Annotated in this window: 26 protein-coding genes and 3 pseudogenes; 9 read left to right on the forward strand and 20 right to left on the reverse strand. The window is 62.0% G+C overall.

From position 1 onward, the window contains the following. Window positions 1-17 precede the first annotated feature (17 nt). The 3 genes from ABIC03_RS02480 to ABIC03_RS02490 form a co-directional block, all read right to left on the reverse strand. A complete protein-coding gene (locus tag ABIC03_RS02480; protein WP_275167265.1) occupies window positions 18-1,238 on the reverse strand; it encodes an MFS transporter in 1,221 nt (406 codons plus the stop codon). Window positions 1,239-1,509: 271 nt separating this feature from the next. Next, entirely contained in the window at window positions 1,510-2,088 is a 579-nt protein-coding gene (locus tag ABIC03_RS02485; protein ID WP_275167266.1) for a DUF308 domain-containing protein, read from the reverse strand. Window positions 2,089-2,186: 98 nt separating this feature from the next. Further along, complete coding sequence (locus ABIC03_RS02490; protein WP_354055225.1) at window positions 2,187-2,771, reverse strand: TetR/AcrR family transcriptional regulator; 585 nt, start codon at window positions 2,769-2,771, stop codon at window positions 2,187-2,189. Between the two features lie 131 nt (window positions 2,772-2,902). Between ABIC03_RS02490 and ABIC03_RS02495 the strand changes: the two are divergent. The 3 genes and pseudogenes from ABIC03_RS02495 to ABIC03_RS02505 form a co-directional block, all read left to right on the forward strand. Next, window positions 2,903-3,037 (forward strand): annotated as a pseudogene (locus tag ABIC03_RS02495) (peptide deformylase); the annotation flags it as partial. 110 nt (window positions 3,038-3,147) lie between these two features. Continuing rightward, window positions 3,148-3,561: a GFA family protein gene (locus tag ABIC03_RS02500; RefSeq protein ID WP_354055227.1), complete on the forward strand. Its 414-nt coding sequence runs from the start codon at window positions 3,148-3,150 to the stop codon at window positions 3,559-3,561. A 22-nt stretch (window positions 3,562-3,583) separates the two neighbouring features. Beyond that, window positions 3,584-3,988, forward strand: a complete 405-nt coding sequence (locus ABIC03_RS02505) for an MAPEG family protein (RefSeq protein WP_354055229.1) — start codon at window positions 3,584-3,586, stop codon at window positions 3,986-3,988. A 38-nt stretch (window positions 3,989-4,026) separates the two neighbouring features. On the opposite strand, the gene ABIC03_RS02510 is transcribed toward ABIC03_RS02505, so the two are convergent. The 3 genes from ABIC03_RS02510 to ABIC03_RS02520 form a co-directional block, all read right to left on the reverse strand. Beyond that, window positions 4,027-4,389, reverse strand: coding sequence for an ArsR/SmtB family transcription factor (locus ABIC03_RS02510; protein WP_354055231.1), 363 nt, complete (start codon window positions 4,387-4,389; stop codon window positions 4,027-4,029). After that, the gene (locus tag ABIC03_RS02515; RefSeq protein ID WP_354055233.1) at window positions 4,389-5,051 is read right to left on the reverse strand and encodes an SRPBCC family protein; all 663 of its coding nucleotides are present in this window, start codon (window positions 5,049-5,051) and stop codon (window positions 4,389-4,391) included. The genes ABIC03_RS02510 and ABIC03_RS02515 overlap by 1 nt, the downstream gene beginning before the upstream one ends. A 328-nt stretch (window positions 5,052-5,379) precedes the next feature. Beyond that, window positions 5,380-6,639, reverse strand: coding sequence for a serine hydrolase domain-containing protein (locus ABIC03_RS02520; RefSeq protein ID WP_354055235.1), 1,260 nt, complete (start codon window positions 6,637-6,639; stop codon window positions 5,380-5,382). Between the two features lie 240 nt (window positions 6,640-6,879). On the opposite strand from ABIC03_RS02520, the gene ABIC03_RS02525 reads away from it, so the two are divergent. Continuing rightward, complete coding sequence (locus ABIC03_RS02525; protein ID WP_354055237.1) at window positions 6,880-7,230, forward strand: EutQ-related cupin domain-containing protein; 351 nt, start codon at window positions 6,880-6,882, stop codon at window positions 7,228-7,230. 86 nt (window positions 7,231-7,316) lie between these two features. Here the strand turns inward: ABIC03_RS02525 and ABIC03_RS02530 are convergent, their stop codons facing one another. The 3 genes from ABIC03_RS02530 to ABIC03_RS02540 form a co-directional block, all read right to left on the reverse strand. Continuing rightward, on the reverse strand, window positions 7,317-8,075 hold the full coding sequence (locus ABIC03_RS02530; RefSeq protein ID WP_354055239.1) for an SDR family oxidoreductase: 759 nt from the start codon (window positions 8,073-8,075) through the stop codon (window positions 7,317-7,319). A 160-nt stretch (window positions 8,076-8,235) separates the two neighbouring features. After that, complete coding sequence (locus ABIC03_RS02535) at window positions 8,236-9,117, reverse strand: AraC family transcriptional regulator (RefSeq protein WP_354055241.1); 882 nt, start codon at window positions 9,115-9,117, stop codon at window positions 8,236-8,238. Between the two features lie 77 nt (window positions 9,118-9,194). Beyond that, on the reverse strand, window positions 9,195-10,091 hold the full coding sequence (locus tag ABIC03_RS02540) for a LysR family transcriptional regulator (protein ID WP_354055243.1): 897 nt from the start codon (window positions 10,089-10,091) through the stop codon (window positions 9,195-9,197). A gap of 266 nt (window positions 10,092-10,357) precedes the next feature. Here ABIC03_RS02540 and ABIC03_RS02545 point away from each other — a divergent pair, with 266 nt between their 5' ends. The 5 genes from ABIC03_RS02545 (at window position 10,358) to ABIC03_RS02565 (ending at window position 13,652) form a co-directional block, all read left to right on the forward strand. After that, window positions 10,358-11,092: an SDR family NAD(P)-dependent oxidoreductase gene (locus tag ABIC03_RS02545; RefSeq protein ID WP_354055245.1), complete on the forward strand. Its 735-nt coding sequence runs from the start codon at window positions 10,358-10,360 to the stop codon at window positions 11,090-11,092. A 50-nt stretch (window positions 11,093-11,142) separates the two neighbouring features. Continuing rightward, on the forward strand, window positions 11,143-11,895 hold the full coding sequence (locus ABIC03_RS02550; protein WP_354055247.1) for an SDR family NAD(P)-dependent oxidoreductase: 753 nt from the start codon (window positions 11,143-11,145) through the stop codon (window positions 11,893-11,895). A gap of 32 nt (window positions 11,896-11,927) precedes the next feature. After that, window positions 11,928-12,527 carry an NADPH-dependent F420 reductase gene (locus tag ABIC03_RS02555; RefSeq protein ID WP_502916909.1) on the forward strand — a complete coding sequence of 200 codons (600 nt, stop codon included), beginning with the start codon at window positions 11,928-11,930 and terminating at the stop codon, window positions 12,525-12,527. Between the two features lie 70 nt (window positions 12,528-12,597). Beyond that, a complete protein-coding gene (locus ABIC03_RS02560) occupies window positions 12,598-13,008 on the forward strand; it encodes a nuclear transport factor 2 family protein (protein ID WP_354055249.1) in 411 nt (136 codons plus the stop codon). Window positions 13,009-13,019: 11 nt separating this feature from the next. Next, a complete protein-coding gene (locus ABIC03_RS02565; protein ID WP_354055251.1) occupies window positions 13,020-13,652 on the forward strand; it encodes a class I SAM-dependent methyltransferase in 633 nt (210 codons plus the stop codon). 146 nt (window positions 13,653-13,798) lie between these two features. On the opposite strand, the gene ABIC03_RS02570 is transcribed toward ABIC03_RS02565, so the two are convergent. From ABIC03_RS02570 to ABIC03_RS02620, 11 genes and pseudogenes are all read right to left on the reverse strand, one after another. Continuing rightward, a complete protein-coding gene (locus ABIC03_RS02570) occupies window positions 13,799-14,182 on the reverse strand; it encodes a hypothetical protein (protein WP_354055253.1) in 384 nt (127 codons plus the stop codon). Continuing rightward, window positions 14,182-14,334, reverse strand: coding sequence for an integrase (locus ABIC03_RS02575; RefSeq protein ID WP_354055255.1), 153 nt, complete (start codon window positions 14,332-14,334; stop codon window positions 14,182-14,184). Before ABIC03_RS02575 ends, ABIC03_RS02570 begins: the two co-directional genes overlap by 1 nt. 198 nt (window positions 14,335-14,532) lie before the next feature. Then, complete coding sequence (locus tag ABIC03_RS02580) at window positions 14,533-14,769, reverse strand: hypothetical protein (RefSeq protein WP_354055257.1); 237 nt, start codon at window positions 14,767-14,769, stop codon at window positions 14,533-14,535. Further along, window positions 14,769-15,308 carry a hypothetical protein gene (locus ABIC03_RS02585; RefSeq protein ID WP_354055259.1) on the reverse strand — a complete coding sequence of 180 codons (540 nt, stop codon included), beginning with the start codon at window positions 15,306-15,308 and terminating at the stop codon, window positions 14,769-14,771. The genes ABIC03_RS02580 and ABIC03_RS02585 overlap by 1 nt, the downstream gene beginning before the upstream one ends. 568 nt (window positions 15,309-15,876) lie before the next feature. Beyond that, the gene (locus ABIC03_RS02590) at window positions 15,877-16,716 is read right to left on the reverse strand and encodes an oxidoreductase (RefSeq protein WP_354055261.1); all 840 of its coding nucleotides are present in this window, start codon (window positions 16,714-16,716) and stop codon (window positions 15,877-15,879) included. 90 nt (window positions 16,717-16,806) lie between these two features. Then, window positions 16,807-18,008 (reverse strand): annotated as a pseudogene (locus ABIC03_RS02595) (ABC transporter substrate-binding protein). A gap of 88 nt (window positions 18,009-18,096) precedes the next feature. Next, the gene (locus ABIC03_RS02600; protein ID WP_354057479.1) at window positions 18,097-19,692 is read right to left on the reverse strand and encodes a class I adenylate-forming enzyme family protein; all 1,596 of its coding nucleotides are present in this window, start codon (window positions 19,690-19,692) and stop codon (window positions 18,097-18,099) included. Between the two features lie 383 nt (window positions 19,693-20,075). Further along, window positions 20,076-20,855, reverse strand: coding sequence for an SDR family oxidoreductase (locus tag ABIC03_RS02605; protein ID WP_354055263.1), 780 nt, complete (start codon window positions 20,853-20,855; stop codon window positions 20,076-20,078). A gap of 86 nt (window positions 20,856-20,941) precedes the next feature. After that, a pseudogene (locus ABIC03_RS02610) lies at window positions 20,942-21,762 on the reverse strand (enoyl-CoA hydratase-related protein). Between the two features lie 83 nt (window positions 21,763-21,845). After that, window positions 21,846-22,550, reverse strand: coding sequence for an SDR family NAD(P)-dependent oxidoreductase (locus ABIC03_RS02615; RefSeq protein WP_354055265.1), 705 nt, complete (start codon window positions 22,548-22,550; stop codon window positions 21,846-21,848). A gap of 8 nt (window positions 22,551-22,558) precedes the next feature. Continuing rightward, window positions 22,559-24,880: a molybdopterin-dependent oxidoreductase gene (locus tag ABIC03_RS02620; RefSeq protein WP_354057480.1), complete on the reverse strand. Its 2,322-nt coding sequence runs from the start codon at window positions 24,878-24,880 to the stop codon at window positions 22,559-22,561. Between the last annotated feature and the right edge of the window lie 2 nt (window positions 24,881-24,882).

Raw genomic sequence — 24,882 nt, forward strand, 5'->3', positions numbered from 1 at the left:
CGCCTCGATGAACCTGCTTAGGCCGCCGCGGGCGCCAATTCCGCTCGCGGCTTCGGGAACGGCTTGAAATTCATCGCCATCAGGAAGGCGCCGAGGCCCATCGCCCAGGAGGCGATATAGAGCCAGACGTAGCTCGAGAACGCATCGTAGATCAGGCCGCCGGCGAGCGGGCCCGTGGCCATGCCGAGACTGCCGGCCATCGCGGTGCCGCCGATCACCGTCCCCATCATCTTGAGCGGAAAGTTTTCGCGGATCAGCACCGCGTAGAGCGGCATGGTGCCGGCATAGATGAAACCGAAGACGGCCCCGACCGCATAAAATGTCGTGAGCTGGTGCGCGAAGACATAGGCGAGTGCGCCAAACGCCTGCAGCAGCAGGCCCGAGACGAGCACGCGCTTGGCGCCGAAGCGGTCACCCATCAGGCCGAAGGCGATGCGTCCGCCGAGGCCGGCAAAGCCCTCGATGCTGTAGATCGTCACCGCCGCGACCAGCGGGATGCCGCAGCTCACGGCATAGGAGACGGTGTGGATGATCGGGCCGGAATGGGTGGCGCAGCAGAAGAAGTTGGTCGCGAGCAGGATCAGGAATTGCGGTGAGCGCAGCGCCTCTCCCATCGACATCTCACCTTGCACGGCGCTCTCGCCCGCTGGCGCGACGGCGGCGTGCGCGAGCGCCGGCGGGCGGCGCACCAGGAACGAGACCGGGATCATGATGGCGCCGACCACCAGCGCCACGATCTGCATCGAGGTGCGCCAGTCGTGGCCGGAGACGAGCCAGGCCGCGAGCGGCGCCATCGTCATCGGCGCCATGCCCATGCCGGCCGAAACCAGCGAGACCGCAAGGCTGCGATGGGTGTCGAACCAGCCGGTCACGGTCGCCATCATCGGCGCGAAGATCGCGGCACAGGACGCCCCGACCAGAAGGCCAAAGACGAACTGAAACGCCAACAGCGAGGTGGCATGGCTCGCCGCGAACAGGCTCACGGTCAGCGCCGTGGATCCCGTCAGCACCACCGGCCGCGGCCCGAACCGATCCGTCAACGTGCCCCAGGCCATGCTGGTGCAGGCCATCGCCAGAAAGCCGATCGTCATCGCGCTCGAGATGCCGGTCACGGACCAGCCGGTATCCTTTGCGATCGGCTGCAGGAACACCGGCAGCGAAAACATGCCGCCGATGGCGACGCAGCCGAGCAAGCCGCCCGCGGCGACGATCACCCAGCGATAGGAGGAAGAGTTCATTTTGGTCTCCCGTCAGGTCTGTCTGGGTGGAAGACGAATGGGAACATGGTGGACCGACAGCCCGGCGCAAGTTTTTGCGGCACGCTTTTGTGACCTGCCAAACAAAAAATGCGAAAACAACCCCATGCACAGTAGCCGGACGCTTTGGGATCAAGGACTTACAGCGCAGCTCTTTGGGGTGCGAGGAACCGGCGTTTGACTCGTCGGGCAAAACACCTGCATGATGGCAGCATCCCGCAAATCCTATAGCAAGGCTTCAAAGCGCAAGGCTTCAAACAGCCTCGCTGCGCCGCCACTCGCCGACCGTGAGCCAGATCGCCGAGACCAGGAAGTAGAGCGCACCAACGCCGGCATATCCCGCGACAGTCGCGATCGAGGGAACCGCAGGCGTCGTCGCCTGAACGATGAAGAAGCCGCCTGCAAGCGCCGACTGGCCACCGCTGAGCACCATGGCCCATTGCGCGCCAAAACTCCGCCAGCGGCGGATGGCCGTCCCCAACTGCAGCAGTCCAGACACAATCGCCCACGCCCCGAAGATTCCGAGCACCCAGTTCATGCTCGACTGGAGGGCGACGACGACCGCGATGGTTGCCGCAACGCTTGCCATAGCGTTGAAAACCTGGGTGCGATTCTGATCGAAGCCGCCGCTGCGCAAGGCGTCCGCGAAGTTGGCCGCGGCGTCCCATGCCGGATAGAGGACCAGCAAGGCGCCGGCGATGACTGGAGAAGAAGCCCCGGCGGCAAACGCAGCAGCAACCCAGGCGACCGAGAACGCCGCTCGCACGAAGTAGTATTGCTTCAGCCATCGCGCACGATCGGCACGAACCAGATCCAATTGATATTGCGCCACTGCAGTCTCTCCTATACCTACTAGTTGGTAGTCTCGCACGCAGCGAAGCCGACTTCGCTCCAGCCCACCTGCGAGCTGCGTTCGTTCGCTGATGTCTCTCAGTGCTTGTTGGACAGCCGGTCCAGCAACGGGGTGGTGATCACACCGAACATTTTTGGATCGCCATAGGCACGCGCCGACAGCATCGCGCCGTGAATGGTCGCCATGAATCCTTCCGCCTCGACCCGGGCTGTGCCGGAGAGCTTGAGTTGCCCCTTCCGCTTGCCACGCTCCATGACGGCCGTCAGCCAGGAAGCCAGTGAGCGGAAGTGCGCACGGACTTCGAGCGCGACCTCCTCCGGCAAGATCGGGAGCTCGCTCGCCAGCAGCGCGCAGACGCAGAACGGCGCCGTCGCATCATTGATGCACGCCTTCCAATACGCGACATAGTTTTCGAGCTGGTCGCGCGGATCAGGGACATTGCGCTCGAGCGCGGACAGTCCGGCCTCGGCTTCGGCGCGGTAGCGCGACACGAGGGTGCGGACCAGATCGACCTTGCTGGCGAAATGGTGGTGGATGCTTGGCTTGCGGATGCCGACCACATCGGCCACGTCGGCGTAGCTGAAACCATTATAGCCGCCCGCGATGATCAAGCTGCGCGCGCAGGCCAGGATGTCGTCGGCAGTCGAGGAAACATAAGTCATGACCTTAAGCTACCTTCCAGTTGGTAGGGCGTCAAGAACAGGATGCTTCAACCATCCGTGAGTGCTAGGAGCCTGCATGACCATCCGCCCGAGATGATCCTGCATCGTGAAGGCAGCGTCTCGATGCCCGGGAGTCGGAAGCCTTGCGCGCCGTCTGCCACCAGCACGAGATCGACCAGCTCGATGGCATGTTCTGGATCCAGCGGCTGTCGCGGCTGAAGCGCGAACGGCTGGTGAAGAAGTTCGAGAAGATGTCGCGCGGGTGAGCGCGCCGGCGAAGATCGGACTTGTGTGAAATCGCGCCGCCTGTTCGATGTGGAGAAATCAAACCAGCCTGATATGATCAGACCGGTCGGCCCCGTCGGGAGCGAGACGAATGACATATTCAGGTCGTTGCGCCTGCGGCGCGGTTTGTTACACCATTACGTCCGCGCCGATCCGCGGCTTCCAATGTCAGTGCAGCGACTGTCAGCGCGACACCGGCAGTGGCCACAGCTCAATCTTCGTGTTCGCGCGCAGCGCAGTCTCGGTGACAGGCGAGGTGCGCGAAATCGAGCGCATTGCCGACAGCGGCGCAGTCAAGCGCAAGGGGTTCTGTCCGAACTGCGGCTCGCCGATCTACAACAAGCCGGACGAGAAGCCGGAGTTCATCGGCATCTATGTCGGCACGCTGGACGATGCCAGCACGTTCAAACCGTCCGTCGTGCTGTTCTGCTCGCGCGGATATGCCTGGGATCACCTCGATCCCGAGATCTCCAAACTCCCGGAATGGCACCCGGGATCGCGCTGATTTGCAGATTGGGGGACAGCCAATGGCGATGAGCTTCGAGCTATCGATGCTGGCCGCCGCAATCGTCTGGGGCTTCGTACAGCTTGTCGCCGCCGCGCAAGCCGCGAACCTGCAGTACGGCCTCAGATGGGCTGCGAGCCCGCGCGATATCGAGATGCCTCCGCTCAAGTCCATCCCGGGCCGCCTCAAGCGAAATTTCCGCAACTACATGGAGACGTTTCCGTTCTTTGCCGCCGCGATCCTCATCTCTCACTCCGCAGGCGTTCACAATGAGCTGACTTATTGGGGATCGATCGCCTATCTTGGCGGACGCATCGCCTACACCGCGCTTTACCTATCCGGCATACCGCTCGTCCGCTCGCTGTTCTGGAATATCGCCAGCTTTGGCATGCTTGCAGTTTTGGCCGCGGCTTTCGTGCCTCACTAAAGCGGCGCCATAGCGACTTTGCCTTTGCCGCGATGCCTTCACGCCCGCTTCCCGCTCCGCTTGGTCATTGGCGCGTTACGACGCTCGCGTTTGCCGCGTGCGATTTCCGTCGCCAGGGCGTCCAGCTTCGGCTCCCAGAAATTGCGGAACTGACCGATCCATGCATCCACGGCTTGGAGCCCCGCAGCATCGACCGAATAGAGCCGTCGCTGCGCCTCCGCCCGAACCGTCGCGAAGCCGTTCTCGCGCAGAACCTTGAGGTGCTGCGACACGGCGGCCTGCGTGATCCCGAACTCCGCCCCTATCGCCTCGACGACCTCACCGGACGCCATCTCGCAGTGCGCAAGCAGCTCGAGGATGCGACGGCGGACGGGGTCAGCGAGGACCTCGAAGATTTGCATCAGCTTCCTGTGCCAGGATGCGCGACGTCGGGCAGCGTCTCGCCGCGATAGAAAGCGATGGTGCGGTCGGACCGCTGCTTCGCGGAGGCAGGATCCACGCCGCTTGCGACATGCGCCGCGCGCCAATACTCGCCGCTGCTCGTCATGAATGCCTTACCCGCGGGAGAGACCATCCATGCCTCGGCCGTCTCATGGTCGACCGATGCCCCGGTCGCAACATATCGCTCCAGCCCCGCAATGGCGAGATCCCAGCCGATCCCGACCGCCCCCGGACCGAACTGCTCCCAATGATCCTCGATCATCGCGGTGTGCTCAAGCGTCAATCGCGCCTGGCTTCGTTCTGCCGTCAGCTTGACATCGATCCAGCTCATCGCGCCGCCGAATTCCCACGTCGCCGCAAAATGGGTCGGCGGCGTACACGCCGTGATGGTCCCGCCTGCATTCCCCTTGAGCTGGTACTTTCCGCCGAGCCGGAGGTCTCCCTCGACCGGCAGAAACCAGCGCGGAATGCGTTGCTCGCTGGTCACTGCGTCCCAGAGATCGTCGACGCTGGTCTCGTAAAGCCGCGTCAGTGTCACCGCACTGGCCGCTTTCCCGTCCTTCTCGAAATTCCTCACCGAGCGCGTAACCAGCCCCAATACTCTTGCGACGTCGATCTCCATGGCGCTTGCTCCCTGTCGTTTCGCGCAAGGATGAATATCGGTCTAACCTAATATAAGTCAACTCTTATATTCAGGGGAGATGCCGCTCAGATATTTTCGAGCGCCTTTTTGAACATGGTGATGAAGGCCGCGACGGAGTCGTAGCCGAGACCCGAACGGATCCAGCCTGCCAGCCTGGCCGGCCTATGACGAGAACGACGTCGTGCAGATCCTCGGCAAACCGATCGAATCCCGCCCCAATCCGCAAGCCGCCCGCTTCCGCTTCCTCGACAGTTTCAGGCAGGATGGCATTTTGCCGATGCGCTGGCGGGAGCTGCCGTAGGCGCGCTCACTCGCCCGCCATCAGCTGCTTCGCCAGCGCCATGTAGGCCGGCAGCGTCACGGGGTCGTTGGCGGCGTTGCCCGCTGCGGGGTGCGAGGCGTAGCGCGCGATCACCATCTCGGCCATGGGATCGACGTAGATGCCCTGGCCGTGAACGCCGCGCGCCATGTAGGCGCCGTGGGCGTTGTGCGTGACCCACCATTGATTGCGATAGGACGCACCGGGCAACGTGGTGTAGCCGGCCGGCCTGAATTTTTCGGGATCGCCGCCGCGCGCGATATCCTTGACGACAGATGAAGGCACGATCTGCCTCCCGTTGAAGCGGCCGTGATTGCGCATGGTCTCGCCGAAGCGGGCGAGATCGCGCAAGGTGGTGGAGAGGCCGCCGCCGCCGCTTTCGGTGCCCATGCGATCGACGTGATAATGCGCGTCCTCCTCCGCGCCGATACGGGTCCAGATCCGTTCCGAGAGAAAATCGGACAGCGTCATGCCGCTGGCGCGCCTGATGATCCAGGCCAGCACATCGGAATTAACGGTCTTGTAGGCGAAGACCTTGCCGTGCTCACCCTGCTTCTTCTGACCGACGAGGAAATCGAAAATGTTGGTCGCGCCGTCATAGCCCGGTTCGATCGGCGCCATGCCGTTCGCCCGCCGCAACCCCCACACTGCGGAATTCCTGTCGGTGTAGACTTCGGTGTAGGCGAGCCCGGTGGTCATATCCATGGCCTCGTGCACGCGCGCATCGCCGAAGGCGCTGGCCTTCAGCTCCGGCACATACTCCGTGACAGGCGCCTGCGGATCGATCTTGCCCTCGGCGACCAGGATGCCGGCAAGCACGCCCGTGAACGACTTCGTCACCGACATCGCGATATGCGGCTTGTGCGGCTTCAACGCGCCGAAATAGCGCTCATAGATCAGCCTGCCCCGGTGCAGCACGACGATGCCGTCGGCATAGGTTTCCTTGAGCATCTTCGCGAACGTCATTGGCCGGCCGTCCATCGTGGTCGACGCGGAGGCGCCGATGTCATGGTCTTGGCACGGCAGCACCGATGCAGGCTCCGCCCCGCGCCAGACGTTTACGGTCGGCACCAGCTGGCGGATGTTGCTCCAGGCCCAGCGCAGCTCGGGGAAGCTGCGGAACGAGCCATTCTGGAAGGAGATGGTGCGGTTTTCCGGTGGCGGGAAGCCCTTCATCCAGCCGAGTGTTTCCGGATCGGTTTCGGCGGCGGTTGCGGGCGGCTGACTCGGGGCGGTGGCGGCGGACATGAATATTGGGCTCCGGAAGCGAACGACGGGGATCTCGTATCATGGCGATCGGTGGCGAACATCCAGTGTTTACGCCGAGGCGACCGTCGCCGCGCGCTGGGCACCAACCGTCTCCTGCGCTCCACCATCGTCCGCGCCATCTGCGTCAAACCGCCCCGCAAGGCGGGTTGAACAAAACACTTGCTTGCGACTTCTATCATCCTCACTCCGCCAACTTTGATCGCAGACGGAAGACATCTCATGCAAGTTCGCAAGTTTGCCATCTCGGACGCAACGCTCGAGCGTTCGCCGGGACAGGATGGCGACATATTCGTCGGCAATGTGATCGACCAGCGTCACGACGCGCCGGTCACCATCGGCTACGGCCGCTACGCGCCGAACCAGATCCTCGACGAGAAAATCGCTGTTGACGACGTCATGGTCGTGCTCGAAGGGAAGCTCTCGGTGTCGAGCAACGCCGGCACCGTGACCGCCGGTCCGGGCGAGATCGTCCACATGCCCAAGGGTGCGCAGGTCACCATCCGCTCGCACGAGCAAGGCGCCGTCACCGCCTATGTCACCTATCCGCACTGGCAGGAGGCGCGCGGGTGAGACAGGCTTTCGCGACCGCACCCCGTCATGAACTGGTCTGATCGACGGGGCAGAGCCCCGTCGATCAGACCCGAACGGATTCGTCATCAGGTCAAACGGACCGACATGCCGCCGTCTACCGTCATGGGGCTGCCCGTCATGAACGATGCCCGGTCGCTCAGGAGAAAAACGGCTGCCTGCGCGATCTCCTTGGGACTGGCCATCCGCTTCATCGGGTGGAGCCCGGCGATGAAATTCAGGGCGTCGGGATTTCCTTCGCCTGCCGACGGGGTGACAGTCCCTCCGGGCAGAAGCGCGTTGACGCGAATGCCTTCGGCCGCATGCTCGGCGCCCAGTGATTGAGCCAGGCCGATCAGTCCTGCCTTTGAAGCTGCGTACGCCGCCATTCCCGGCAAGCCCCCGTTGCTGAAGCCAACGAAGGACGAGGTGAAAACGATCGAACCGCCGCCCTGCTTGCGCAGCGCCGGGATCTGCGCCTTTGCGCCGAGGAATGCCGAGGTGAGATTCACCGCAAGCACATCGGTCCAATTTTCGACGCTCATCTCGGGGACCCGCGTCATGTCGCCGACGATGCCGGCATTGTTGAGAGCGCCGTCGAGCTTTCCGAAGGTCTTGACGGCGTGCTCGACAAGGCGGGTTGCATAGCCGGTGTCCCGAACGTCGCCCGGGAGAAAAGTCGCGCGCCCTCCGGCGCTCTTGATGCTTGCAACAATGGTCTGCAGCTCGGGGGCGCGGCGAGCCCCGAGCACCACATCGGCGCCTTCGGACGCGAACAGCGACGCCGCGGCAGCACCGATACCGCTGCTGGCGCCGGTTATGATGATCGTTTTGTTTGCCAGTTCCACCGCGAGACTCTCCTGATGTCAAAGCAAGCGAACAAGACATCAGGCACCGGCAAGCTGCCACCCGTTTCCCGAGTCACATGCGGGATCGGATGGCGGCGGCATTGATCGCGGATAGCGGCCCGCCGGCTTGTTGCGACCGAAAGCCAGGCCGCCGCCAGGGTTATTTCAGCGGCAGAAAGAGGTCCGCGACCGTCTCGTGCTCCGGCACCTCCGGAAAGAAGCTCAGCCGCTGACAATAGATCGGGAAGTCGCGTGCTTCCTCTCCGCTAGCCGGAAGCCAGTCGCGATAAAGGAAGAGCGCGGCCGGCTCGAGGTTGTCGGTGTAGCCGATAACGCGCAGCACCGCGCAGCGTCCGCCGGGGATGTCGCCGGCCTTGATTTCTTCGCCGTTCGCCACGATCGGCTGGTCGGTCCCGACGCAGAGGTCGACGCTGTAATCGGCGGGTGACGCAGGCCGCCGCTCGGAACGCCAGACATTGAAGGTCGGACTTGTGCTGGGGTGCAGGTGAGATGCCTTGCGCCACGCGATGAAGCGCTGGATGGTGGCGGGAAGCGTCGTGGGGTCGCCGCGATGCTCCATGATCGCCACCGGCGTCGGGGGCACATCGCGGATCGTCACGTCGTCGGTGGTAAACGTTTTCTGCATGAGCTTGCTCCTGGCATTGTCGAGAGGCCCGAAGGCCGCAAGCCACGGCTCCCAGTCGGGAGACTTCCGGAACGACGACGGCGATTGCCCGAACCGTTGCCGAAAGGCGCGGGCGAAGGCATCCGGTGCCTCGTAACCGGCATCCATCGCGATATCCGTGACATCAAGGGCGTCCATGTAGGCCAGCTGATGCGAAGCGCGCTTCATGCGGGCCAGCTGGACATAGCGATGCACCGATACCCCGAAGGTCGCCGAGAACTGCCGGTGGAAATGAAACTTCGAGAAGGCCGCAACAGCACTCACCGTGTCCAGATCCAGATCGCCGTCGAGATGCCGGTCGATATGGTCCAGCACCCGCCGCATCCGGTCCTGGTAGTTTTGCAGCGCCGCCTTCATCGTCCCTCCTCCGTGGCGGCTCCATCTAGTCGTTGACGGCCATGACACGCTCGACCGATCTTGCGGTTTGGCAGTTCTCAGTCGCGGGACACCGACAGCCCCGCGAGCAGCGGAGCGTACGCGGCGAGCCGGCGGGATACGAATTCCGTGAACAGCCGCACGCGCTTGGTCTTGCGTGTCTCCCCCTGCGTGAGAAGCCAAACCGTTCCGTACATGTGCAGGTCGGTGCCCGGCACCCTCGCGAGCAGCGGGTCGGCATCGCCGACGAAGCACGGCAGTGTCGTGATGCCGAGCCCCTGCCGGACCGCGGCGATCTGCGCCCCGGCGTCCGAGGTCCTGAATGGAACGCCCGTGGTGCGAACCTCGCCCGCGCTGGCCCAGTCCGGGATGCCATGCATGCTGATGACGATCCAGCGGAAGGGATCGGGCGCGCCGGCACGCCGCGCGGCCAGCCGATCCCTGGACATGTAGACGGCGCCGAACAGCTCCGGTCCCTTCATGCCGTGAAGATTGAGCGGCAGGGTTTTGCGGTCGTAGACGACGCGGATCGCGACGTCGGCCTCACGGTTGGTCAGGTTGGCCAGCTCGCCGAACGACAGGATATCCATCTCGATATCGGGATGCAGACGCGCGAAGTCGGCGAAATCAGGCATGAGCAGATGTGTCGCCATCGGCGGCGCCAGCGTCACCCGCAGACGCCCGCGCACGCCCTGGTCGCGCCCGAAGACGCGCGTCTCCAGCTGATGCGACGACGCTTCCATCTGGTCCGCGAATTCGAGGACCTCCTCGCCCGCAGCCGTCAGGCGGTAGCCCGAAGGCAGCTTTTCGAACATCTGGACCCCGAGGCGTTCCTCGAGCTGGGCGATGCGTCGCAGCACGGTCGCATGGTTCACATCGAGGCGCTCGGCGGCAGCCCGCACCGAGCCGCCGCGCGCGACGGCTAGAAAGTAGCGAACATCGTCCCAGTCGATCATGGTGCAATCCCGCACCACGCGGTGCGCCTTCCAAAACCCTGTCCAACGCCTCGTACCGCAGTACGGGCGGTCATCATAGGCCGCTCCCGCAGGCGCAGCCCCTTCCCAACGGCGGACGCCGATCGTCGCGGCTGGCGTCGGTGGTCCGACCGGATCGATTTCGCACCACCGATGTGCGCGCTTCCGCACTCAACGCCTGGCGCCGGCGGACCTATGTCGCGACTCTCGGGGGCAGATGCTGTCCCGATACCACGACAGGAGAACCTATGGGAAAGCTCGACGGCAAGGTTGCAGTCATCACGGGTGGCGCGACCGGCATCGGCCGCGCCGCGGCAAAGCGTTTCATCGAGGACGGCGCCTTCGTCTTCATCTTCGGCCGCCGGCAGCAAGCGCTCGACGCAGCTGTCGCCGCCCTCGGGCCCAACGTCCGCGCGGTGAAGGGCTCGGTCTCGGATGAGGCCGACCTCGACCGGCTCTACGCGGCGGTGAAGGCCGAGCGCGGAAGGCTCGACATCGTCTTCGCCAATGCCGGCGCGGGAAGCCAGCTTGCGCTCGGCAAGATCACCGCCGCGCACATCGACGAAACCTTCGACACCAATGTGAAGGGGACGATCTTCACGGTCCAGAAGGCGCTGCCGCTGATGCGCCGGGGCGGTTCGATCATCCTGACCGGATCAAGCGCCGGCACCACGGGCGCGCCGGCCATGAGCGCCTACAGCGCGAGCAAGGCGGCCGTGCGCAACCTCGCGCGGACCTGGGCGGAGGATCTGAAGGGCAGCGGCATCCGCGTCAACGTGCTGTCGCCGGGGGCGACCGCGACCGAACTCGCGAAGGAAGCGCTGGGCGAAGAGGGACAGAAGGTCTTCGCCGCGATGACCCCGCTGCAGCGCATGGCCGATCCCTCGGAAATTGGTGCCGTGGCGGCCTTTCTCGCCTCATCGGACAGCAGCTTCATGACCGCCAGCGAAGTCGCCGTCGACGGCGGACTTGCGCAACTCTGACTCCCGGCGCGGTCCCGCGCCAGGCTCACACATAACGAAAGAGAAACGACATGAAAAAACTAGAAGGCAAGATCGCAGTCGTCACCGGCGGAAGCAGCGGGATCGGGTTGGCCACAGCCAAGCGCTTCGTGGACGAAGGTGCGCACGTGGTGATCACCGGGCGACGCGAGAAAGAGCTGAAGGAGGCCGCAGCGTTCATCAAGACAAACGTGACGACGGTCGTGAGCGACGTCTCTCGCTTGGAAGACCTGGACCGGCTCTATGCCATCGTGAAAGAGAAACATGGTCACATCGACATTCTCTTCGCGAACGCGGGCGCGGGGACGATCGCGCCGCTCGCGCTAGCGACCGAGGCCCATTTCGACCAGACCTTCGATGTGAACGTGAAGGGGCTGTTCTTTACGGTGCAGAAGGCCCTCCCCCTTTTCAAGGACGGCGGTTCGATCATCCTGAACTCATCGGTCTCGAACGTGTTGGGGCTGCCGGGATTCAGCGTCTACGCCGCGAGCAAGGCGGCTGTGCGCAACTTCTCGCGCGCTTGGACGCTGGAGCTGAAAGACCGCAACATCCGCGTCAATACGATGAGCCCCGGACCAACCGAGACCCCTGCCCTGGAGACGACGACGGGCCTGACCCGCGAGCAAGCCGAGCAAGCGGCCGCTCAGTTTGCTTCACAGATCCCCATGGGTCGCAGGGGCAAGCCGGAGGAAATCGCGGCTGCCGTCACGTTCCTCGCCTCCGATGAAAGTTCTTACATCACCGGCGTGGATCTCGCCGTCGATGGCGGCACGGCGCAGGTCTGACCGCAGCATCAACACAAAATCAGAGAAACATCATGAGCTACGCAATTATCGGCTTCGGCCATATCGGCCAGGCGCTGGCCAGGGCGTTTGCCCGCAATGGCATCGAAGTTTCCGTTGCAACCACGCGCGACCCGGAAAGCTTTGCATCCGCCGCGGCCGCGATCGGACCCACGATCATTCCCAAAACACTGGCGAACGCGGTCAAGGCGGACATCGTCTTCTTGGCGGTCCGTTTCGAGTCGCACCAGGATGTCGCGAAGGCGCTGCCCACCTGGCAGGGCAAGACGATCGTCGATGTGACCAACGCCTACGGCGTGCCGCCTGAGAAACTGGGAGGACAACCTTCGTCCAGGGCCGTCGCGCAAGCCTTCAATGGCGGTCGGCTCGTCAAGGGCTTCAACCATCTGGGTGCTGCCGTGCTTGGCCAGGATCCGGCCGTCCATGGTGGCAGGAGAGCCGTGTTCCTGGCGAGCGACGATGACGCTGCCGCAGCGGAAATTGCCGTGCTTGCGGAAAAGCTCGGCTTCGCGCCGATCAAACTCGGCGGGCTTTCGGACGGCGGGCAGCTTGTGCAGGCGCGCGGAAATAGCTGGGGTCACCTGATCTTCAAGGATCTGGTCAAGTTCGGCTGATGAACACGGGGACACGAAGCATGCGATCGGATCGAGCGCGATCCGATCGGAGCGCAATGGAGAAATTCCCATGAGTATCGTGAAGAACATCCAGACCGTGAAGGACTTCTTCGCCGCGATCGGCCGCGGCGACAGCGAGGCTCTGCTGGCGCTGGTCACCGTCGACATCGAGTGGATCATTCCGGGTGAGGACTGGCCGCTGGCCGGCACGCATCGCGGGCACGACGGCGTGACGGATCTGCTCGAGACGGCATCCAGATCGATCGAAACGTCCACCGAACCCCGGGAGTTCGTCGCGCAAGGAGACCGGGTGCTGGTCGTCGGCTTCGCGAAGGGAAAGATCAAAGCCACGAACAAAATTTTCGAGGACGACTGGGTCTTCGCCATCACCGTTCGCAACGGCAAACTGACGAACATCCGCGAGTACGTCGACACGCAGGCACTGGCGCGGGCCGCGCGCGTGTCGAATGCCCAAGCTTAAAGGAGATCCAGATGTACGACCAATCCGGGCTGGCCGAGTTGATCCGGTTCGCACGAATAGAAGCGGGCTCCACCGTCATTGACGTTTACCCGGGCGACGGCGACTGGACCCGTCTCTTCTCCGAGATCGTGGGACCCGGAGGACGGGTTGACAGCTTCGTGCCGGCCGAGATCGCCCACTTCAAGAACGATCCCGTCGGCCGCATGCGGATGCTTGCGAAGGAGCCGGGCCGAGACAACGTCGAAGCCGTCTCGGCGGACCTCGTGGCGATGCCGCAGGCCACGCGACCAGCGGATGTCCTGTGGCTGCACCTGTTCTACCACGATCTCCACACCGCGCTGATCCAGGCCCGGGGCGCGACGGCGGCCCACTTCAATCGCGCCGTCTACGAGCGGCTGAAGCCCGGCGGGTGCTACGTCATCATAGACCACGCCGCCGCGCTCGGGGCGGGCACGAGCGAGGCCCAATCACTGCATCGGATCGAGCCTGCCTCCGTTCGCGAGGAGGTGGAGGCGGCCGGCTTCGTGCTGGACGCGCAAAGCATCCTGCTCGCGAACAAGGACGACCCGCACACGATCAAGGTGTTCGATCCCGCGATCAAGGGCAAGACCGATCGCTTCGCCTATCGGTTCGTGAAGCCGTGAGAGAGATCGTAGGGCGGATTAGCGAAGCGTAATCCGCCATCTTGTGCGCGACTCGGCGAGAGATGGCGGATTACGCCTTGCGGCTAATCCGCCCTACGCATCCGCTGCGGGCCAATTACAGGTCTTGAGCGTTCGGGGCAGCCGGATCACTTTTTAGTCGTGCCCTCAGATGGCTGCGCTGCCGATCCGCCGATTTTCGTCGAGACCACGTAGACGTCGACGCCGCTCATCGAGCATTCCTCGCTCGATGCCTGGTTTTTCGTGATGACCTCGATTGTCTTGCCATCCTTGGTGTGAAAGGTGATGTCGTAAACCTGCTGGTAGAGGTCTTTGCCGATCTTTTCGGACGCGAGACGAACGGCCTTGGTCTGCGCCTCGATCACTGATGGGATATCAATCAGGCCGGCGTTCTTGAGGTGCACGAGGGCCATGTTCCTGGGCCAACTCGCGCAGTCCGGAGACTTCGCCAGAGCCACCGCAGCCGGCATGGCAAATATTGCGGCCATCACCACTTTCAACGCGGCGCGCATCAATGCACCACCCTGATGGTGTGGTCGCCACTTTCACAGATTTGCTTGCGCCTATTGATGGGCAGGACGGCAATGGACATGCCGTCGCGGTCGCCGCGCTTACAAAGCTTCTTGCCAGGCCTGAGCTTCTGAAGTCCCGTATCGGTCAACAAGGTATTCTCCGTTCGGTTCGGCGCCAGATAGCATCATCGACCATGATGGTACAGAACCGACCGAAACGGAGCCCCTAAAAACGCGCCCTCGGCAGTACCTGCAATATTGCAGATTTGGCGCGATGGGAATGCGCGGGCGGTCTCGCCTAAGACTTCATGCCTAACTGATATCAGTCCGCGGTCATCCCGTCGATTGAGTCACGGCACGCAGGCCCACGACGAAATCCTAGGTGCGGCCATCGCGCATGACACCCCCGGCGTTGACCGGGAGTCCTCGGAATCAGCGAACGCCGAGCGCGTTTCGAAGTAGGCAGCACACAATGTTCGGATCTTGTCACAATCCGTGCTGGCCTGAATCTGCGCTCCCGGACCGCTCTTCAGCGCCCGCCTGAGCTCGTCTGTTTTCTTGATCAACGCCTCGATAGCGGCGGTCATCAACCCTTTCCCTTTGCCGGGAGTTGATGTGCGACAAGATTGTGGCCGACACGCGTGAGCTTGTACTCGCCCCGAGCCGCGCTTTCGAAGTAACCCGCGCCTCGGCAGTCAATCAATAATTGCTCCAGCTTGGTGGGCAATGCGAACCTACCCTGCTTGAAGTACCTCTCGATGTCTTCGATAGTAATGACCTCTTTGCGCTCGTTACCCGTGGCAATCTCGGCGAGATAATACGCAACCACGCACGCCATCTGGCGCGCCGACGATGGGTTTTTCAGCTCCTTGAAGCTCTTGATGTCCATCCCCGAGTATTCATTTTTGGGTGCACGAGACGGTGGGTGCTCTGCTCGCTCTTCTTGGGCTGGTTCCTGACGTTTGACAGCAACTTCGCCCGGCCCTGAGATGTTCAGATGTGCATACACTGCCTTTAGGATCGTTTGCTGGTCAGCCGCCTTAAAAGCTCCAAGCGCAGCAATGACTTGGTCAATAGCCTGACCAAGCGTCAGCTTCACCTGTTCGTCACCGGACGCATCAGTCATTCGGACCTCCGAATTTGCAAAACATTGCTCTTAGGATGAGTAGAGCGCAGCAATTTCTTGTGAATCTCGTTCCCGCCAGCGCCATGGTTAGCTGCGGTCTAGCTATCCCCGCGTCAAGACTGCTTCTCAAAAGCGCGCAGTTCTGGTGAGCGGCGAACAGCTCGGACTATCCCGTGCCTTGCACCGGTACAATAGCGAAATTTACGCACCAACTAACGGACAAACTTCAGCTGGAGGATCCCATCCCTAAATAAAGTGATGGGTCCATCCTCAGACACTTTAATTGCCAAGCCAAACCGGGAGGCCGAGATGGCAGCCTGAGTTCGTCCTCCGCCACTAATTTGTTCACCGCCTCCAGTTTGAAGATCAATTATCTCACCTGCACCTAGAACAATGCCGGAGCGACTCATTGTAGTGAGGCCATCCGACGTAAGAATTCCCAGAGCCTCGTTAGACCTGACCAAGGCGTCAAAGCTCTTACCGCAAGATAATTGCTTGAGAACGGACGATATGCCGAAATTGCCGATGTCTCCAGCAGGGGTCGGGCGCTTTTGCTCATCGTTAGCAATCAAAACGAGGGCGCCAAAACGCATGTCACTGACGGCCAACAAGCACGACGACACGCTCTCCGCGGTTTGGTCTTGAAGCCCAAACGAGACCAGTGTTTCCACCATGAGCGTCTTGTCGGTCGCAGACCAAAACAACTGATGCCAACGAAGTTGGACCTTATCTCGTGAGTGATCCGCAGCAGTATCGGATAGTCTGGTCCCACGGCCTGGCGCACCGCGTGGACGATATCAGCGGCAAACCGGGCCCGGCCGGGCAGATCCTTGCCTCCATAGGCATCCTCGCGGCGATTGGTACCTTCCCAAAAGAACTGGTCGATCAGATAGCCGTGCGCCCCATGCAATTCGACGGCATCAAACTCCAGGCGCTTCGCGGCAAGCGCGGCATCGGCGAACGCGCGAATTGCGTCCGCGATATCCTCTTCGCTCATCGGCTCCCCAAACTTCTTCTCGGGTCGAGACAGACCAGACGGGCTGTCGTAGGCTGCAGGAGGAGACCAATTCTGGGCACGCGTGCGGACGGCCCCGACGTGCCATAGCTGCGGCGCCATCAGGCCCCCCGCACCATGCACCTCGTCAACCACGCGCCGCCACCCGGCCAACTCCTTCTCGCCATGAAAGCGGGGAACATTCGGATCGTTCAGGGATGCCGGACGATCCACGCCGGTCCCCTCCGATATGATGAACCCGACTGCTCCTTCGGCACGGCGGCGGTAGTACCGCGCGACTTCTTCGGTCGGAATTCCGCCCGGCGAGAACGAGCGGGTCATCGGCGCCATCACGACCCGGTTCGGCAAGTTCAGCCCTTTCAGCCTGAAAGGCCGGAAAAGAACGTCGGTCACTATCTGCACTCCGTGAATTCGAACTTCGCGCGAACTTTCCGACGCAAACTCAACAAACCGCGTCGTCCATTCCGACCTCAACGATTGAGCTCATTTCTGGCCCGCAGTGAGCACGTCCCCGAACTGCTCCCACGAACTTCCGGACCAGCGCTGGAGCTGAAGCTGCGTGTAGGCCATGCTAATTCTCGGGACCTGTGTTGATCGTAATGCCCGGTATCACGGTGGGCAACGACAGCCCGCGTATGCTCCGCGACTGCTTGACGATATTCTCGCGCGAGAGATCGTTGCCACACTGCTTGAGCAGCTGCTCCAGAATCTGTCCCTGCTGCGTCCCGAACACATAATTGGCATCACCGATATCGCCGCCAGGAAGGTATTTGGCGAAATGTTCACGATACCATTTGATGCCGGGGTCGTCGGCCCATTTCTTGTCGTTCGGATCCTTGGTGATCGTCGCAGCGATGATGCCTACGGCCTTCTCCGGCCCGGCCGGAACGATGGTCGAAGACACAGAGCTCGAAACGAAGTTGATCAGGAAGAGAGGCTTCCAACCGATCTCGTCGGTTTTCTTGATGGCTTGTGCTGCGAATTTCGGCGTGCCCGCGACCAGAAACGCTTCGGCGCCGGACGCCTTCAGGGACACAACGTGGGAATCAATCGTCGGCTCGGTCACCTCGTAAGAGGACACGACGACCTTCTTGTCGAAATCGTCCTTCAAATAGGCTTTGAATGCATTGACGAAGTCCTTACCCAGATCGTCGTTCTGATAGAGGATCGCTATCTTCGCTTCCGGACGGGTCTGCGTGATGTACTTCGCGTAGATTCGTCCCTCTGTGTCGTAGCTCGGCAACCCCGTTGTGGTCATAGGAAATTCGGCAAAATTGGTGAATTTGGTGACTCCGCTGACCACGAAAAGATGAGGCACTTTCTTGGCGTTGACGTACTTTATGGTAGCACTGATGCCGGGGGTACCCCAGCGGACCGAACAGGAAGGCGACCTCGTCGCTTTCGATGAGCTTGCGGGTCTGCTCGACCGTCTTGGGCGGACTGTAGGCATCGTCATAGGTGATGAGGTTAATCTTTCGTCCGTTGATGCCGCCCCGATCGTTGATCGAATTGACGTAGGCAATCAGGCCCTTGCCAGTATTGCTGAGCGGCGAAGCGGGGCCGCTGAACGGAAAGGTCGCCCCTATCTTCACCTCGGACTCGGTAACCCCGGGCGTCTCCGCGCGCGCGGCCGCGCCGTTCATCGATGTCGCAAGCGCGACTGCGATCACTGCCTTCCTGAACATTGACTATTCCCTCCGGCGACAAATGCGTCGCTCACAATTCTTGCTTGAACGGCTCTATTTCGACGTCCAACGTGTTTCCTGGAATGCGTCAGCCTGCAGCCGCCGCCTCGGACGTCTCGGCGCTTGCCCGCGCGACCGCGATCTCGCGCAATTTGTGCTTGAGTATCTTGCCGGTGGAGGCCGCGGGGAGAGCCTCGAGGACAACCACTTCGGTCGGACGTTTATATGACGTGAGCTGCTGGGCGGCGTACGCCTTAAGATCTTCTGTGCTGACGCGAGCACCAGGCAGCAGTTGCACGAACGCAACGACCTCCTCGTTGCCGTCGACCGATCGTCCCACCACGGCCGATTGCACCACCTGATCGTGCGCATTCAGAACCGCCTCGACCTCGGCGGGGTACACGTTGAACCCGGAGCGGATGATGAGTTCCTTGGTGCGGCCGGCGATGTAGAGATGGCCCTCACCGTTCACCCGGGCGAGATCCCCCGTGTTGAACCAGCCCTGGCTGTCGATCGCCGCCGCCGTCAGCTCCGGAGCGCGATAGTAGCCGAGCATCACGTTGGGGCCGCGAACGTGCAGCTCGCCCACTTCGCCGGCCGCAACCGCCTTGGCTTGACCGTCCACGATCCGGTGCTCGATGCCGGGAAGAAAGGGGCCAACTGACTCGTCTGTGACAGGCTGCTCTGAACGGACACCCGACAAGCCCGGCGAGCATTCGGTGATGCCGTAATTGTTCAAGAGCGGGATTCCAAACTCGTCCTCGATCCGCTTTTTCAGATCGAGGTCGAGGGGAGCGCCGGCGACAGACATGAGCCGCAACCTGCCCCGATCGAGCCGTTGGATACCCTTGACCGCCTTGTATTCGAGCAAACGCTGATATGTGGCGGGCACGCCGAACAGGCTCGTAATACCCTCCTCGGCTATCGCATGTGCCAGCGCAGCCGGATCGGCCTTGGCTACGACGTGCAGGGTGCTGCCATGCATCAGCGTTGCAATCAGCAGAATCGAATAGCCGACGATGTGGGACATCGGCAGCACACCATAGATGCGGTCGGCCGGAACGTTCTTGCGCAGCAGCCCCGAAACCCTTCCGGTGAAGAGGAGGTTGCGGTGGCTCAACATGACCCCCTTCGGGGCACCGGTCGTGCCCGATGTGTAAAGAAGACCCGCAACCTGCCGCGCGCCATTTCTCTCGACGGGCTCCGGTTTCGCATCGGCATTGAGAGGACCGATGCCAATTCCGCCAAACGGCCCCACGGCGCTGATCTTGGCCCCGATGCGGCTGGCGTGATCGGCGGCTTCCTTCGAGACCGCCGCGTTGATCAGCACGCGCCTGGCGCCGCTATGCGTCCCGATCTGGTCGATCTCCCGGGCCGAGAGGCGGGGATTGACCGCGATGCCCCATGCATCGAGCTTGCTGGCCGCAAACAGGATCGCGCCCAGAGCCACGCTGTTCTCGCTCGCAATCATCACGCGATCGCCGGGCCTGATCCCGAGATCGGCGAGATCCTTCGCCGCGGCGTTCACGGCATCGGAGAACTGCCGGTAAGTCCACGAACGTCCCCCTTCCACGAACGCCGGATGATCCGGGATGTCCCGCACGAAGGGCGCGTAGACCTCGTGTACCCTGGACGGTAGTCCATCCAGCAACTCGGCCGCAGTGATATCGTCCACGCTCCTCATGCCGTCCTTCCTGGTGCTTTGTTTTTGAGATCGCAGAGCGGCCCCTTCAAACGGAAGGTCCGCACGGTCACTCCATCTGTGACGAGTAAATCGTTCTAAAACAGAACTGTCAACACGAACGGCTTTGCTACCGCCGCAAACCCCAAACACGCCGGTGCAATCACCTAATTCCTATTTGGAATTGAATGTTGCGACGCAGATCGTTCGGTGAAGCCGAAAGGCGACACTGGAACGAGCGCAGTGCTTGTTCGAACGCAGCCGCAGTAATTGGCGCTCTCTGGAGTCTGCTGATCCCGGCTCAATGCCCGCTGGCGCTCAGGTTTGGGAAGCTTCTGTCGGGACTCGGCATGCGTTCGCCGGGTTGAGAGTTCGCGCACCCAGGGTCACCATTTCTCGACCCATGGCCGGAGCACGATTTCGAACGCCCAGGTCGACCGATGCTGCCGATGAAGCTGCAGATAGGTTTTCGCGATATGGTCGGGGTCGGCCATATTGTCCTCGACAGTCGTCCCTGCCAGCCGATGCGCGCGAGTGCCGTCCTCCTGAGTCCAGCCGATCGCGGCGTCGATCGGCACATTCGCTATGTGGACGCCCTGCGGCATCAGTTCTCTTGCCATGCTTTGCGCGAGTGCGGACTTGGCATGACATGCCATTGCAAACGCGCCACTTGACGGGAAGCCCTTGAGCGCCGCGCTGGCGTTCGTGAAGATGATCGTTCCTCTCGCGCCGTTGCCGTCGGGTTGGTTTCCGAGCATGAGCCGAGCTGCTTGTTGACCGACCAAAAACGCGCTGAACGCCGAGTTTCGAAGAGTTTCGAGCACCATGATCGGGTCGGCTTCGATCACGTTCTTGCGGAAAATGCCGGGAACCCGGCCGTCAATGTTGTGAACGATAAGCCTTGGCGTTCCGATGTCCTGAACGACATTCTCGAACAGCCGTGCCACGGCTGCCGGTTCGCTTGCATCGCAGGCATACCGACGCACACCATAGGTTTTCTCGAGAGTTTCAAGCACCGCTTTTTCGGGATTCCTGGCTGCAACGCCGACACGCATGCCGCTTTCCGCGAACAGCCTGGCGCAACTCGAGCTGATACCCGGGCCGCCGCCGATAATGAGAGCAACCTCCTGGGCGGAAGTCTGGATGTCGCGGTTGGATCGAGTCATGTTGCTGCCTACGATGCGTTTGGTGACCTATTGCTTCGCTGCGACATTGCCCTTCGCGCCCGGCATTGCAATTCACTCAGCGGGTTTCACCTGCAACTGGGAGAACGTTTCTCAATGAAAGCTAGGACGGCTTCGGCGTGTTGCGTAGTCCCTGCCGCAAGTACCATCTCTCGGCCTCCTGATCCAATGACGTCAGGAAATCAGCCGAGAGCGCAAGATCGAGATTGTCCTTGATAGAGGCAAACGCGCTCCCCGGACCGTTCGCCAACATCCTTGCCACTGCAAATGCTTCCTGTTGCAGTTCAGCATCGGACACCACGCGATTAACCAGTCCCAGTACCTCACAACGGCGTGCATCGAGCCGTTCGGACAAATACATGAGTTCGCGAGCGCGCGACGTTCCGGCCAGCCGGGTCAATAGCCACGAAATGCCGTAATCGCCGGTCAGCGCAATCTTGGCGTACCCAGTCGTCATGATGGCGGATTCGGCTGCAATACGAATGTCACAGGCGAGCGCGATGGCAAGTCCGGCGCCAGCCGCCGCTCCCGGCAAGGCCGCGATGGTGGGCTTGCGCATCGAGACAAGTACGCCGGTGAGGGTTCGCTGACGATCCCTTAATCGCTCGACCTTCTCGCTGACTGACATGGCCGGTGCTGCAGTGTTGCTGCCCATCCCCTTGACGTCGCCGCCCGAACAGAAGGCGGTACCCGCGCCGGTAATCAGCAATGCTCCGACGTCCGGATCGTCACCGTTGCGCTTGATCATCCGACGCAACGCCGGAGTGAGATGATCGGACAGCGAATTTCGTGCCGCCGGTCGATTCAAAGTGATCACGGCGACGCGGTCCCGAATCACACACAGCAGTTCGTCCGTTCCGGTATCGATTGAGATTGATTCATCCGCCATGTCATGTCCTTTCAAGTTTCGCGCAGGGCTCTCCAAATGGCGAAGCGCGCACTACGGGTGATCGTTTTTCGCGTCAGCCGGGATTACCAATTTTCGCGGAATGGCCGCAGCTCGGTAAGAAACGACCAGGCCGATCGGTCCTGACCGTAAAGATGAAATAGTTCTTCAGCGATCGCGGCGGGCCTGATGAAAAATTCATCTGGTTTGTCGCTCATCCGCGTGCGCATACGAGGGGTGTCGATCACGGCGTCGATGAGGACATAAGAGACGTGGACGCCGAGAGGTCCCACCTCACGCGCAATCGACTCGGCCAAAATGCGCTGCGCCGCCTTTGTCGGCGCGAAGCCGGCGAAGTTGGCTTTGCCGCGGATCGAGGACGTGTTCCCGGTCACCAGGATTGCGCCCTTGCCTCGGTCGATCATGTCAGGAGCCACTTCGCGCGCCAGGTATAACAAGCCCATCACGTTGACCTCGAAATTGCCCTTCAGCATCTTCGGATCGATCTCTCGAAAGCTCCCCCAGCCCCCGCCCACCGCGTTGTGGACGAGAACTTCAGCCGCGCCAAAACGCCGCTTTACATCAGCAACGACGGTCCGCACCTGATTTTCGTCTGAAACGTCGCAGGTCACCGCGTGGACATCAGGAAGCTCTTGCGCCAGGCAATTGATTAGCTCGGCTGAGCGAGCCAGCGCTATGATACGGAATCCGCCGGCAGAGAAGCGCTTGACGATGGCAGCTCCGGTGCCCGGCCCGACCCCGGTCACGATCGCGATTGGTTTCTCGCTCATTTGAACGCTCATTGCCCGGCCGCTCTCAAATGAATTCGCTCGGATTGCGACTGATAGGCGGCCGCCTCCTGCGCGGACACCAGGCCCAGACGAACCGCAACATTCTTGTGGTAGGGCGTACCGGCGATGGGATCGCGGTTGCCGCTCTCTGTGAGCAGATTGATACGTGGTCCGTTGATCAGTCGCTCTCCGTCCGACGCGGGGTATGCCTGGCCATAACCGTGCGGTAGCGCCAGCTGGCCGTTTCGCATGGCGTCATCGACCTTGCAGCGGACGACGAGCCGGCCAATCACGGATTCCACCGCGACCCAGTCACCATCCTCCGCGCCCAGATTTCTCAGATCGCTCGAATTGATCAGCATGGCGCCATCCGGATCCTCGCGACGCCATGCGGGGTCACGGAAGATCTGGTTGGCGTTGAACATCCGGCGGCCGCCGGCTGCCAACATGAACGGGAACTCCTTTGGCGCGCCCGCGGCACGTGGATCGAGCCGCGCGAGCCATTCGAACATCTGCGGGACCACCAGTCGAACCCTGCGGTCCGAATGGCTGATCAATGACCAGACCTCGTCATAGTCGTGCTGGGTAATCGCCGTCCCCTGCCGCGCAACCACGATCGTGTCGAACAGGAGATCGCCGAGTTGATGGTCCGCCACGTCGTGCGATGCACCAATTGCCCGTCGCACCGCTTGAGGCGACCGCTTCGCGCAAGCCAGTGCCGCACTCCACATAGGCGCCGCTGCCGCCGTACCATCCGGAAGCGTCTGCCCCAGCGTATGGTAGAGCACGAGGGCAGGCACTGCCGCTGGGTTTTCCGCGATGAAAGCGCGAAATGCCGCGGCAAATTCCGGTCGCGAGCGTCGTGCTGTTTCGCGCAGCGGCGCGAGCACATTATCGCCCGGCAGAAGCCCCAAGGCGATCGCAAGCCGCGTGTAGATCTCAGGCTCCGGCAGGGTCCCGGCGAGCGGCGGCAAGACACCCGCGCGAACGTGAAAGTAGTTCCTCGGAAACTCGAAATTGAACAAGGTGAATTCTGTTTTCTCAAATTGCGAAGACGCCGGCAAAACGTAATGCGCGAGTCGTGCGGTTTCGGTCATCGCAACGTCGACCACGACGCATAGATCGAGCGAGCGCAGCGCGCGCTCTACAGCTTCGGTGTTTGCCGCCGTGTTGGCTGGATTGGAGCTGTCGACCCAGACGCAACGCAACCGGTCGGGATGATCGTTGAGCACCGCTTCGGGGAAGATGTTGGGCGGCAACAGGCCCCCAATGATTGCGTCGCCGGTCGGTGCGAAGGTCTGGTTCGGCGAATTGCCCCATAGCGGTTGGAGCCAGCCATGCAGTTGATTGGTGCCCTTCCGGCCGAAATTTCCGGAAAGCATGATCAAGAGCTTTTCGAGATAGGAGTTGAGCGTCGAGTTGATCCCTTGCTGGATGCCAAGCTCGACCCGCACCACCATGGCCTTCGCGGCTGCGATCATCGCAGCGCACCGCTCCAGGTCCGCGATCGAGATATCGGCGGCGGCGGCCCATTCTTCTACGGGAATGTCCAATAGCGCCTGCCTCACTTCCGAGAAGCCGACGGTGTGCTCCTGAATGAATGCGTCGTCGATCCGATCGGAGCGGACAAGCGTGGCCAGCAGCGCGCCAAGAAGGAACGTGTCGGCACCCGGACGCACTGCGAGATGTAGATCCGCCGTTTCGGCGGTTTCGGTTCTCCGGGGATCAATGACGATTAGCTTGCGGGCCGGATCCTTGCGGATTTGGTTGAGATGATCGCGCGCATTGGGGAAGCCGTGCGCGATCCAGGGATTTGCACCGATGACCAGCAAGAGATCGCAATGATGGACATCCTCGGCGGTGTGACACGTCTGGCTGCCGAACATGTGGCCATTGACCCAGAAGTCCCCGGTCTTCTCCTGCGAAAGAGCGTTGAACACGCTGCGCGAACCCAGCGCGCGCAATAATCCGCTGGCATAGGCGCCGCCGGCGTGGTTGCCCTGCCCGCCACCGCCGTAAAGGGCAATAGTCTTTCCGCCATGCTTGTCCACGATCTCGCGCAGCCGCGCCGCGATTTCCGCGATCGCCACGTCCCACTCGATTTCGTCGAAGCCTCCGTCCGCGCGCCGACGTAGCGGCTTGGTCAGCCGATCCTTGTGATGGGCATAATAGGGAATCCGGGTCGCCTTGTTGCAGAGATAGCCCTGTGATTTCGGGCTCGAACGGTCGCCTCGCACTTTCTCAAGGCGCTCGTTGTTCACGAACACCTCGATCCCGCAATTGATGTAACACAGGTTGCAGGCTGTTTTGAGCCACTTGCCGGCCGTCATAG

The organism is Bradyrhizobium sp. RT6a (assembly GCF_040547675.1).
GTDB lineage: Bacteria > Pseudomonadota > Alphaproteobacteria > Rhizobiales > Xanthobacteraceae > Bradyrhizobium.